Genomic DNA, 11,722 nt, shown 5'->3' on the forward strand with positions numbered 1-11,722 from the left:
TTTTGGAATAAAAAATCGTTATCTATTCTTTTATGTTTTAGTTCTAGCTGTTTATTCTTTATTCATTGTTAATAAATCGTCAATAATTGGATAAAGAGTATGTTGGTAAAAGCCAATACAGATTCATCTGCAAGTTTAAATACCGAGCAACTTAAGCAGTTGCAACAGGTATCGCAGCAATTCACACCTTTACAGCTTGCTTGGGCTAGTGGTTATCTTGCCGCAAAAAGTGAGAACCCTGGTAATCAAGTAGCACCTTCAGCCGAAGCTAGCACAGCAGCTAAGCTGACTATTTTATATGGTTCACAAACTGGTAATGCTAAAGGCGTTGCAAGCCAAGTTGAAAGTGCTGCTAAAAGTGCAGGAATGCAAGTTAGTACTTTTAATATGGCTGACTATAAAGGTAAGAACCTTAAGAATGAATCGCATGTATTAGTTATAACTAGTACCAATGGCGAGGGTGAACCGCCTGATGATGCGATTGCTTTACATGAGTTTTTAGGTTCAAAACGAGCGCCAAAACTTCCAAACCTGAACTATTCAGTACTGGCTTTAGGCGATTCAAGTTATGAATTCTTCTGTCAAACAGGTAAAGACTTTGACGAAATGCTAAGTAAGCTTGGCGCTAAAGCTCTTAGCCCTCGTATTGACTGCGATCTAGATTACCAACAACCTGCTAAAGATTGGCAAGATACGGTATTAAAGGATGTTGCCTCGCAGCTTAAAGCGACAACAGCCGATGTAGTGCAGTTACCTCTTGAAAGTGCTAACTCGTCACAAACGAGTCAGTACAGTAAAGAAAATCCTTTTACGGCCACTATTTTGGCTAATCAAAAGATCACTGGCCGCGACTCTAATAAAGTCGTTCAGCATATTGAAATTGATTTATCCGACTCAGGTATTACCTACCAACCGGGTGATGCTTTAGGCATTTTTCCATTAAATGACAAAGCTCTAGTCGCAGATATTGCGGCATTGTTGAAGTTAGATGTTAGCGAAAGTGTATCGGTTAATGATAAAGAAACTAGCTTAGAGCAAGCATTAATCTCTGACTTAGAAATAACTAAATTAAATAAAGCCAGTATTGTGGCTTGGGCTGAGCTAGCAGACAATGCAGAGTTAACTTCGTTACTTGCGAATGCAGAGCAACTACGTGATTTAATAAATGGCGTCCAGTTTATTGATTTTGCGAAAAAATATCCTGCAAAAGTATCGGCGCAACAACTAGTTGCAACTTTAGCTGCGCTTACGCCAAGACTTTATTCAATCGCATCTAGTCAAGCTGATGTGGAAGAAGAGGTGCATTTAACTGTTGGTCTTGTTGAATACCAAGTAGGCGATGAACAACGCTTAGGTTGTGCTTCTGGCTTTTTGATTGAACGCTTACAAGAAGACGATGAAGTAAGAGTCTTTATTGAGCATAACAATAATTTCCGTCTGCCTGAGAATCCTGAAACCGCAACAATCATGATAGGCCCAGGCACTGGCGTGGCTCCATTTAGAGCCTTTATCCAACAACGAAGTGCAGAAGAAGCTTCTGGTAAAAACTGGTTGTTCTTTGGCGATCAAACTTTCACACAAGATTTCTTATATCAAGTTGAATGGCAAGCTTACCTTAAATCAGGTGAATTAAGCCGCATGGACGTTGCCTTTTCACGTGATCAAGCAGAAAAAATATACGTACAGGACAAACTTAAAGCTCAAGGTAGCGAAGTTTTTGCATGGCTTGAGAGTGGCGCACACTTATACATTTGTGGCGATATGTCACGTATGGCTAAAGACGTACACCAAGCACTTATCGAAATTATAAGCGAGCATGGCCAAAAATCAGCTGAGCAAGCTCAAGAGTATTTAAAACAATTACGCATTAATAAGCGTTACCAGAAGGATGTATATTAATGTCTAATCAAGTTATTGACCCAAATGTGGTACAAGGTACCTTAGCCGTTAACGAAAGAATTAAGGGCGAAAGTAAAAATTTACGAGGTACAATTACCGAAGATCTTAGTGATGAAATTACTGGTGGCTTTACTGCTGATAATTTCCAGCTTATTCGTTTCCATGGTATGTATCAGCAAGATGATCGTGATATACGTGCCGAGCGTGCTAAGCAAAAATTAGAGCCTTTACATAATGTTATGCTTAGAGCGAGAATGCCCGGCGGTATTATCACGCCAAAACAATGGTTGGCTATTGATGAGTTTGCCGATACTCATACATCTTATGGCAGTATTCGTTTAACTACACGTCAAACCTTTCAGTTTCATGGTGTATTAAAGCCAAATATTAAGTTAATGCATCAAACGCTAAACAGTATTGGCATTGACTCAATTGCGACTGCTGGTGATGTAAATCGTAATGTACTATGTACATCTAATCCAGTTGAATCAGCTTTACATCAACAGGCTTACGAATGGGCAACCAAGATAAGCGAGCACTTACTGCCAAGAACTCGTGCTTATGCAGAAGTTTGGCTAGATGGCGAAAAAGTTGAAGAAACAAACTCTCCTGTAGAGCCAATTTTAGGTGATAACTACTTACCGCGTAAATTTAAAACTACCGTAGTTATTCCGCCAAGTAATGACATTGATGTACATGCCAATGATTTAAACTTTGTTGCCATTAGTGATGGTACAGACTTAATTGGTTTTAATGTTTTAGTCGGTGGCGGTTTAGCCATGACCTTTGGCGATAAATCAACTTATCCGCGCCGCGCTGATGACTTTGGCTTTATTAAATTAGCCGATACCTTAGCATTTGCTGAAGCTGTAGTAACTACTCAGCGCGATTGGGGTAACCGTGTTAATCGTAAGAATGCAAAAACTAAGTACACTCTAGACCGAGTTGGTATTGATACCTTTAAATCTGAGGTTGAAAAACGCACAGGTATTGCATTTGAAGCATCTAAACCATATGAGTTTACCTCTCGTGGTGATCGCATTGGTTGGGTTGAGGGCATTGATAATAAACATCATTTAACTCTATTTATTGAAAATGGCCGCATCAAAGATAATGATCAAGGTGCTTTAAAAACTGGCGTTCGTAAAATTGCTGAGATCCATAAAGGTGATCTGCGCATGACGGCAAACCAGAACCTAATCATTGCCGGTGTTGCTAAAGCGGATAAAGCAGAAATTGAACGTATTGCTCTTGAACATGGCTTAATTGACAGTGCTCAATCAAATCAGCGTCAAAACTCAATGGCCTGTGTAGCATTTCCTACGTGTCCATTAGCTATGGCAGAGGCTGAACGATTTTTACCTGAGTATGTTACTCAAATAGAAGGTCTTTTAGGTAAACATGGTATTAGTGATGAGCATATAATTTTTCGCGTAACCGGTTGTCCAAATGGTTGTGGCCGCGCGATGTTAGCTGAAATTGGGTTAGTTGGTCGCGGGCCTGATAAATACAACCTTTACTTAGGTGGTAATACACAAGGGACACGAGTACCTAAATTACATAAAGAAAATATTAACTCAGCTGAAATTCTTACGATTATCGATGAGTTAATTGGTCAGTGGGTTGCTGGGCGAAATGAAGCTGAATGTTTCGGTGATTTTGTTATTCGCGTTGGTATAGTCGCTGAAGTTAAAAATAGTGCTAGGGATTTTCATGACTAATTTAGCAATGAAAAGTCGCTTTCCTGCATCGTTACCTGATAGCTTATTGGCGCAGTGGAATTTACAACTAGAAAATTCTACTGCAACTCAACGAGTGCAGTGGGCGCTAGAGAATTTACCAAGTAATTTTGCGTTAACTTCAAGCTTTGGTATTCAGTCTGCAGTGATGCTTCATATGATCACTCAAATTCAACCAGACATACCAATTGTGTTAACTGATACTGGGCATTTATTTCCAGAAACATATCAATTTATTGATGAGTTAACGAAACGTTTGAATCTAAATTTGCATGTGTTTCGTTCAGACTTATCTCCTGCTTGGCAACAAGCTCGATATGGTGAGCAATGGAAATTAGGTGAAGAAGAGTTAAAACAGTATAACCTTGAGAACAAAGTTAAACCGTTAGAAAAAGGTTTAGAAGAGTTGCATGTAAATACATGGTTTTCTGGTGTTCGCCGTAGTCAAACAGAGCACCGAAAGACTCTACAAGTGCTACAGGTAATTCGTGGTCGCTTTAAAGTACACCCAATTATTGATTGGAGTAATAAGCAAATCCATGAATATTTAACTGAGCATAATCTGCCATATCACCCACTGTGGGAACAAGGCTATATGTCGGTTGGAGATGTACACTCAAGCAAGCCGATAACGGCCGGTATGTCTGAAGATGATGGACGTTTCAATGGCATGCAACGTGAGTGTGGTTTGCACACCGACGGTGATGGCATCTAAAAAACTTTCAAGGTGTCAGAGTTGTTGAAATCTGTTTAGTTGATTTCAACAACTCTGACACCTTGATATTTAGTTAAACTTTTACGCCAAGCTCGCGTAGTCGTTCAAGTAAATAACTGTGCTGGGTATGACGCTCAGATAGTTTTACTTCACTTCTTGGGTGTAAAAATAGCGGTAATGAAATTCTTGATTTACTTGCATCACTGCCTTCTGGGTTTATCACTCGATGACTCGTTGATGGAAAGTAACCACCAGAAGCTTCTTGTAGCATATCACCGATATTAATAATGAGATTACCAAAATCTGATGGTACATCTTGCCATTCACCTGATTTTAACTGTACTTGCAAACCTGGTTCATTAGCCGCTGGTAAAATGGTTAATAGATTAATATCTTCATGTGCTGCAGCTCTTATTGCGCCCATTTCTTCATCACCAGATAGCGGCGGGTAATGCAACACACGTAATAGAGTATTAGGGGTGTCCATGATCATATTTGATAATGGCTCTGAATAAAGCTTGGCAACTTCTGCAGGGCTATATTGTTCAACCCAATTTAATAGCTCTTTAGCTAATTCGGAAGCTAACTGATAATAGTGCAGAATTTCAGTTTTTAATTCCTCAGGAATACGACCCCACGGGTAAATATGATAATACTCTTTAATATCTTTTTGTTTATGGCCTTTAGCGGTTTCTGAGATTTCACTACTGAAAAATCCATCTTGTTTTTCCGGATCAAAAGCAAAATCTTCTTTATTACCAGCTAAAAAAAATTGTTGCCAATTTTGATAAATAGACTCAACTAACTCTTGTTTAATAGGGTGATTACGTAATACTCCGAAACCTGTTTCACGTAATGAAGCGACAAATTCTTGCCCTGCATTTTCTGATAAATAATCAACAACCTGCATATGTTTTCCTAAAAAATATATAATTAGCTTAATTTTAATCTATTTTTGCTAATTTGGGTAAAATGATTCAAATACTAGAATGTTTGAATTGCCGATTTATAGGGTAAATGATATGTTACTTTTTAATGATATCAATTTAATCAAATTGCTATAAATTCCCGTTATCTATGTATTAGGCTATCTAAATGAAAACAACCACTATCGCATTAGTATCCACAGTATTATTAACTCAAGTCGGCTGTTCTTTTTTTCAACCAGACCCGTGTGATGAAATAACTTTTAGTTCTGAGCAACAAGCTGAGTGTAGCCAGTTACAGCGTCAAATTGTAAATGCCAAAAATGAACCGATCAAACGTACTGAATTGCAAAGACGCTATGAATTAGATTGTGTAAACCTTCGTTATTATCGAGATGATATGAGTAGTGACCGTTGCGAAAATCCTGAAAGTGTTGATGTTATTTTGGAAGAAGAGCATCCTCAATCTGAAGATACAAAAACAGAAACTAAGCAGTAATTGAAGATGAAGATTAAACTATTTGTACTGACTTTATTATTAACCTGTTTTAATTTTAGCAGTTTTGCCAATGACAATAGTAAAGCACAATTGCAGCAATTATTAGATGCCAATAAGGGTAAAGTGATCTACTTAGACTTTTGGGCTTCTTGGTGTATTCCTTGTCGCAAGTCATTTCCATGGATGAATGAAATGGAAGCTAAGTATAAAGACAAAGGTTTTAAGGTCATTACCATTAACCTTGATGTAGAAAAAGAATTAGCAGAAGAGTTTCTTCTAGAAAATCCAGCAAACTTTACTGTGCTTTACGATCCTAAAGGCATTATAGCTAAGGAATTTAAACTAAAAGGTATGCCAAGTAGTTATCTTATAGGTAAAGACGGCCAACCTAAGTCTGCACATGTTGGCTTTTTTAATGACAAAAAAGCAAGTTACGAAGCTGAATTAGTACAATTAATGCAAAATTAATTTATAAAAATAGCTATCTCAAAGTAGGCCGAATTATCTTTAAGATGATTCGGCCTTTTTTATTACCTGAATAAAATTTAAACGATAAATTTAAACGCTTGTTTAAATTTATATTGATTTGCTCTCCAAGACAAGGCAAACTCAGGCAACTAAAAGTTAAATTATAATAATTCAATATCTCACAGAGATTAGGAGTATCGGCATGATTTATCAAGGCAATAGCCTCACTGCCCAACTACTTGACGATGGTATCGTTGAGCTATGTTTCAATTCGAAAGGGTCGGTTAACGCATTAAATATCGCAACGTTAGCTGATTACAGTAACGCCATAAAAGCTATCGCAGCATGTGATGAAGCAAAAGGTGTAGTTGTTACTTCGGCAAAATCTACTTTTATTGTAGGTGCCGACATTACTGAATTTACTGAACTATTTAAAACACCTGATGATGAAATTGCAGCACTATTTAAAAACAGTAGTGATATTTTTGATGCATTTGAAGACTTAAATATGCCAACCGTTGCTGCGGTTAATGGTTTTGCTTTAGGTGGCGGCTGTGAAGTTATCTTAGCTTGTGATTTACGTGTTGCTGATACTTCAGCAAGTATAGGCTTACCAGAAGTTAAGCTTGGTTTAATGCCTGGTTTTGGTGGTACTGTGCGTTTGCCTCGTGTCATTGGTGTTGATAATGCGCTTGAATGGATGACAACTGGTAAAGCTTATAAAGCACAACAAGCATTAGATTTTCGTGCGGTTGATGCCGTTGTAGCACCGGAGAATTTAAAAGCTGCTGCTATCTCTATGCTAAAAGATGCCATTGCTGGTGAATTAGATTGGCAACAAAGAAAGCAAGCTAAACTAGATCCAGTAAAATTATCTCCGATTGAACATACCATGAGCTTTAATACGGCTAAAGGTATGGTTGCTGCTAAAGCAGGTAAGCATTACCCGTCGCCAGTTGCTACCGTTGCGTTACTTGAAAAATCAGTAAAACTTAATCGCACTGAAGCAATGTTGCTAGAAAATGCAGCATTTGGTGTATTAGCAAAAACCGATGCTGCTAGCGCACAAGTAGGTTTGTTCTTAGCGGATCAAGTAGTAAAAGGTAAAGCTAAAAAAGCATCGAAAAGTGCTAAAAAGGCAGTAAATAAAGCTGCTGTATTAGGCGCTGGTATTATGGGCGGTGGTATTGCATATCAGTCTGCTTATAAAGGCACGCCAATTGTAATGAAAGATATTAATGATGCCGCACTTGATTTAGGCTTAAACACTGCTGCAGGCATTTTAACCAAACAAGTTGAACGTGGCCGCTTAAACGTTAAAAAGATGGCTGCCACACTAAACAACATCACACCTTCGCTTTCTTATGACAGCATTAAAGATGTTGACGTAGTAGTGGAAGCCGTTGTTGAAAATCCTAAAGTTAAAGGCATCGTTTTAAAAGAAGTTGAAACTCATGTAAGTGATGACGCTATCATTACCTCAAACACTTCAACTATTTCAATCGACTTACTTGCACAAAGCCTAGAAAAACCTGAGCGTTTTTGTGGTATGCATTTCTTTAATCCAGTAAACAAAATGCCATTGGTAGAAGTTATTCGTGGTAAAGATACTTCCGATGATACCGTTGCTGCCGTTGTTGCATACGCGGCTAAAATGGGTAAGTCACCAATTGTAGTGAACGATTGTCCAGGTTTTTACATTAATCGTGTTTTATTCCCATACTTTGCTGGTTTTGCGCAACTTCTACTTGATGGTGCAGACTTTACTGCCGTTGATAAGGTTATGGAGAAGCAATACGGTTGGCCTATGGGGCCTGCATATCTTTTAGATGTTGTTGGTTTAGATACTGCTGATCACTGTACTGATGTTATGGCTGCAGGTTTCCCAACTCGTATGCCTAAAACAGATAACGACCCTGTTGGCTTGTTATATAAAAACGAACGTTATGGTCAAAAGAATGGTGTTGGTTTTTACGAGCATACAAAAGACAAACGTGGTCGTCCTCAAAAGGCTGCTAGCGCAGCAAGTGTTGAGTTACTTGCTAGCATCTGCGGCGATAAAGCAGATTTTAGCAGTGAAGAAATTATCGCTCGCTTAATGATCCCTATGGTTAATGAAACCATTCGTTGTTTAGAAGAAGGTGTTGTTGATACGGCACAAGAAGCTGATATGGGTCTTATTTATGGTTTAGGTTTCCCTCCATTTAGAGGTGGTCCAATTCGTTATTTAGAAACCTTTGGTTTAAATGAATTTATTGCTGTAGCCGATAAGTACGCACACTTAGGTGAAATTTATCAAGTAACAGATGGTTTACGTGAGATGGCTAAGAACGGCTCGTCTTATTTTAACACCGACGTTAAAACTAACGCAGCAAAGTAGGGCAGGAATTATTTATGAATGAAGTAGTTATTATCGATTGTATCCGCTCTCCAATGGGGCGTTCAAAAAATGGTATCTTTCGCAATGTACGTGCAGAAGAATTATCAGCAAACTTAATGGAACAAATCCTTAAGCGTAATCCAAAACTTGATCCAAGTGAAATTGAAGACGTTATCTGGGGTTGTGTTAAACAAACTAAAGAGCAGGGCTTTAACATTGCTCGTAATGCGTCATTACTTGCAGGTCTTCCTAAGTCAGTTGCTGGCGTTACGGTTAACCGCTTATGTGGTTCATCAATGCAAGCACTACATGATGCATCTACCTCAATTATGGCAGGTCAAGGTGATGTGTTCTTAGTTGGCGGTGTTGAACACATGGGTCATGTACCTATGATGTACGATGTAGACTTTGCTCCTGCAATGGCACAATACATGGCAAAAGCTGGTGGCAACATGGGCTTAACAGCGGAACTGCTAGGTCGCCAACATGGTATCACTCGTGAAATGCAAGACGAGTTTGGTGCGCGTTCACATCAACGTGCATTTGCCGCGCAGCAAGAAGGTCGTTGGGACAATGAAATTGTTGGTGTTGAAGGCCACGATGAAACTGGTGCATTAAAGCTAATTACTAATGATGAAGTAATTCGCCCTGAATGTACGGTTGAAAGCTTATCAACACTTCGTCCGGTATTTGATCCAGTTAATGGCTCTGTTACAGCAGGGACTTCATCAGCGTTATCTGACGGTGCAAGTGCAATGTTAGTAATGTCGGCAAAACGTGCAAAAGAGCTAGGTTTAACACCTCGTGTTAAAGTTCGTAGCATGGCTGTTGCAGGTTGCGATCCTGCAACTATGGGTTACGGCCCTGTACCGGCAACGAAAAAGGCACTAAAACGTGCTGGTTTAACAACTGCTGATATCGATGTTGCAGAATTTAACGAAGCATTTGCTGCACAAGCACTATCATGTATTAAATCATTAGACATGTTAGATGTTATGGATGAAAAAATTAACCTTAACGGTGGTGCAATTGCACTTGGTCACCCATTAGGTTGTTCTGGTACTCGTATCTCAACAACACTAGTTAACTTGATGGAAGCTAAAGATGCATCTATTGGTTTAGCAACAATGTGTATTGGTTTAGGCCAAGGTATAGCTACCGTATTTGAACGCGGATAAATTAAGAGACAAGTTAAGTGTCCATATATAAGTCCTAAAACTATAAACCTCTTTTAGGACCGGACATTTGTTAATAAAAAGCCCAGCGATTGCTGGGCTTTTTGTATAAATTAATGAGTCTAACTTACGCTAAACTATCTTGTAGTGGTGGTACTACTTGCTTTTTACGGCTAAGAACACCATCAACCCACACTTTGCCATCAGTTGTTGCACTACCAAAAGCGTTAAGTGTTAAGTTATCATCATCACTTGCAACTAAAATCTCAGAACCTTCTTTCATAATGTCAGTTAACAATAACAATACGCTATGACGTTCGCCTTCAGCTTTTAATGCGGCGATATCGGCTTGCAGGTCAGCTTTCATATCATCAAAGATTGCTAAGTCGATAACTTCTAATTGGCCGATACCAACTTTTTTACCATTCATGTTGAAATCTTTAAAGTCACGTAATACTAGATCACGTACTGGAGTACCAGACACTGCAGACTTAACTTCGAACATTTCCATGCCTAAAGCTTTGTAGTCTTCAATACCTGCAATTTCAGCTAGTGCTTCAACACATTTGATATCTGCGGTAGTACAAGTTGGTGATTTGAAAATAACTGTGTCACTTAAAATAGCGCACATCATTAAACCAGCAATATCTTTTGGAATTTCTACTGAGTGGAAGTCATACATCATTTTGATGATAGTATTGGTACAACCTACAGGGCGGATCCAACACTCTAGAGGAGTAGAAGTGGTAATATCGCCAAGTTTATGATGATCAATAATACCTAATACTGTTGCTTCATCGATATCATCAGGTCCTTGCACCTTATCTGAATGATCGACAATATAAATGCCTTCACCAGCATAGCTAGTTTTAAGCATTGGCTCTTCAAAACCAAACTTTTCTAAAATGAATTTAGTCTCTGGCGATAACTCACCTAAACGAGCTGGTACTGCATCTTCACCGATTGTTGTCTTTAAATAAGACAACGCTATAGCTGAAGCAATTGAATCTGAATCAGGGATCTTGTGACCCACTACATAAGCTGGCATATAAATACTCTCCTTTAATTGCGGCACATTCTAACAAAAAATAATCAAGCATTTAAATAAACTTTTAAAAACAACTAATATTTACAGCGTTAAGGGCAATAATAAATGGTTTCGCTTTTTTAAAATATTTACAAATACAACAATAGTTAATATATAAGAGACAAAAATAACGGAGTTGAACAACTAAATAACAGTTTTTGTATGAATAATAAACGAATAAAAAATAATGCCAAAAATTAAGAAAAAAGTGTTGATCTTCATCTGCAAATCTATACAATGCGCTTCACTTCTTCGGGGCAACCCAGAGAACAGTTAGAAGCTTAAGTGATGAGTAATTACTTACTACTTAAAGTTAACAAAAACTTTTTATAAAATCTTTTATAAAAGCTGTTGACTTACTAACTGAGGTGTTTATAATGCGCCTCCTGCTTAGGTTAAACAGTAATGTTTTCTGCAAGCATAAAGAGTTAAGCGAATGCGACTTGCTCTTGTTATAAACGAACGTTTATAACCTCTTTAACAATTAGTTATCATGCAATTTGTGTGGGCACTCACATTGATGTTGATTTTACATAGCTACTTAGTAGCAAATTAACTTAATGATGAATGAACACACAAAACGACTTAATTAATCTTCGGACTTGTTCTTAAGATTGGTTATGGTTTTATGTAAAAAGTCTTAATCTTCGGATTAAGCATCAGAATTCATTGAGCCGAATCACTTGTTGATTCAAAAAACACTTTTTAATTGAAGAGTTTGATCATGGCTCAGATTGAACGCTGGCGGCAGGCTTAACACATGCAAGTCGAGCGGAAACGAGAAAGTGCTTGCACTTTCGGCGTCGAGCGGCGGACGGGTGAGTAATGCTTGGG

Annotated in this window: 9 protein-coding genes and 1 rRNA gene; 8 read left to right on the plus strand and 2 right to left on the minus strand. The window is 38.3% G+C overall.

Annotation, left to right across the window (positions count from 1 at the left end; translation table 11 throughout):
- Positions 1-99: 99 nt before the first annotated feature.
- The 3 genes from FNN08_RS14525 to FNN08_RS14535 are packed head-to-tail and all read left to right on the plus strand — an operon-like array spanning position 100 to position 4,353.
- Positions 100-1,899: an assimilatory sulfite reductase (NADPH) flavoprotein subunit gene (locus FNN08_RS14525; protein WP_143587056.1), complete on the plus strand. Its 1,800-nt coding sequence runs from the start codon at positions 100-102 to the stop codon at positions 1,897-1,899.
- A complete protein-coding gene (gene cysI / locus FNN08_RS14530) occupies positions 1,899-3,620 on the plus strand; it encodes an assimilatory sulfite reductase (NADPH) hemoprotein subunit (protein ID WP_143587057.1) in 1,722 nt (573 codons plus the stop codon). The genes FNN08_RS14525 and cysI overlap by 1 nt, the downstream gene beginning before the upstream one ends.
- Positions 3,613-4,353, plus strand: a complete 741-nt coding sequence (locus FNN08_RS14535) for a phosphoadenylyl-sulfate reductase (protein WP_143587060.1) — start codon at positions 3,613-3,615, stop codon at positions 4,351-4,353. Before cysI ends, FNN08_RS14535 begins: the two co-directional genes overlap by 8 nt.
- 73 nt (positions 4,354-4,426) lie before the next feature.
- Here FNN08_RS14535 and FNN08_RS14540 read toward each other — a convergent pair whose 3' ends face one another.
- Positions 4,427-5,263, minus strand: coding sequence for a 2OG-Fe(II) oxygenase family protein (locus FNN08_RS14540; RefSeq protein WP_143587062.1), 837 nt, complete (start codon positions 5,261-5,263; stop codon positions 4,427-4,429).
- A gap of 185 nt (positions 5,264-5,448) precedes the next feature.
- On the opposite strand from FNN08_RS14540, the gene FNN08_RS14545 reads away from it, so the two are divergent.
- From FNN08_RS14545 to fadA, 4 genes are all read left to right on the plus strand, one after another.
- The gene (locus FNN08_RS14545; protein WP_143587064.1) at positions 5,449-5,778 is read left to right on the plus strand and encodes a hypothetical protein; all 330 of its coding nucleotides are present in this window, start codon (positions 5,449-5,451) and stop codon (positions 5,776-5,778) included.
- A 6-nt stretch (positions 5,779-5,784) separates the two neighbouring features.
- Positions 5,785-6,246 carry a TlpA disulfide reductase family protein gene (locus FNN08_RS14550; protein ID WP_143587066.1) on the plus strand — a complete coding sequence of 154 codons (462 nt, stop codon included), beginning with the start codon at positions 5,785-5,787 and terminating at the stop codon, positions 6,244-6,246.
- A 202-nt stretch (positions 6,247-6,448) separates the two neighbouring features.
- A complete protein-coding gene (fadB, locus tag FNN08_RS14555; protein WP_143587067.1) occupies positions 6,449-8,626 on the plus strand; it encodes a fatty acid oxidation complex subunit alpha FadB in 2,178 nt (725 codons plus the stop codon).
- A 14-nt stretch (positions 8,627-8,640) separates the two neighbouring features.
- The gene (fadA, locus tag FNN08_RS14560; protein ID WP_143587069.1) at positions 8,641-9,804 is read left to right on the plus strand and encodes an acetyl-CoA C-acyltransferase FadA; all 1,164 of its coding nucleotides are present in this window, start codon (positions 8,641-8,643) and stop codon (positions 9,802-9,804) included.
- Between the two features lie 124 nt (positions 9,805-9,928).
- Here the strand turns inward: fadA and FNN08_RS14565 are convergent, their stop codons facing one another.
- On the minus strand, positions 9,929-10,849 hold the full coding sequence (locus tag FNN08_RS14565) for a manganese-dependent inorganic pyrophosphatase (protein WP_143587070.1): 921 nt from the start codon (positions 10,847-10,849) through the stop codon (positions 9,929-9,931).
- 745 nt (positions 10,850-11,594) lie between these two features.
- On the opposite strand from FNN08_RS14565, the gene FNN08_RS14570 reads away from it, so the two are divergent.
- Positions 11,595-11,722, plus strand: a 16S ribosomal RNA gene (locus FNN08_RS14570); the annotation flags it as partial.

Origin of the sequence: Thalassomonas sp. M1454, from assembly GCF_007097525.1 — a bacterium.
In the GTDB taxonomy this organism is placed as follows: domain Bacteria; phylum Pseudomonadota; class Gammaproteobacteria; order Enterobacterales; family Alteromonadaceae; genus Thalassotalea_A.

Excerpts from the sequence above, each read along its gene's own strand:
- fadB (WP_143587067.1), top strand. The coding sequence starts at position 6,449 with ATGATTTATCAAGGCAATAGCCTCACTGCCCAACTACTTGACGATGGT.
- FNN08_RS14525 (WP_143587056.1), top strand. The coding sequence starts at position 100 with ATGTTGGTAAAAGCCAATACAGATTCATCTGCAAGTTTAAATACCGAG.
- FNN08_RS14540 (WP_143587062.1), bottom strand. The coding sequence starts at position 5,263 with ATGCAGGTTGTTGATTATTTATCAGAAAATGCAGGGCAAGAATTTGTC.
- FNN08_RS14535 (WP_143587060.1), top strand. The coding sequence starts at position 3,613 with ATGACTAATTTAGCAATGAAAAGTCGCTTTCCTGCATCGTTACCTGAT.
- cysI (WP_143587057.1), top strand. The coding sequence starts at position 1,899 with ATGTCTAATCAAGTTATTGACCCAAATGTGGTACAAGGTACCTTAGCC.
- fadA (WP_143587069.1), top strand. The coding sequence starts at position 8,641 with ATGAATGAAGTAGTTATTATCGATTGTATCCGCTCTCCAATGGGGCGT.
- FNN08_RS14565 (WP_143587070.1), bottom strand. The coding sequence starts at position 10,849 with ATGCCAGCTTATGTAGTGGGTCACAAGATCCCTGATTCAGATTCAATT.
- FNN08_RS14545 (WP_143587064.1), top strand. The coding sequence starts at position 5,449 with ATGAAAACAACCACTATCGCATTAGTATCCACAGTATTATTAACTCAA.
- FNN08_RS14550 (WP_143587066.1), top strand. The coding sequence starts at position 5,785 with ATGAAGATTAAACTATTTGTACTGACTTTATTATTAACCTGTTTTAAT.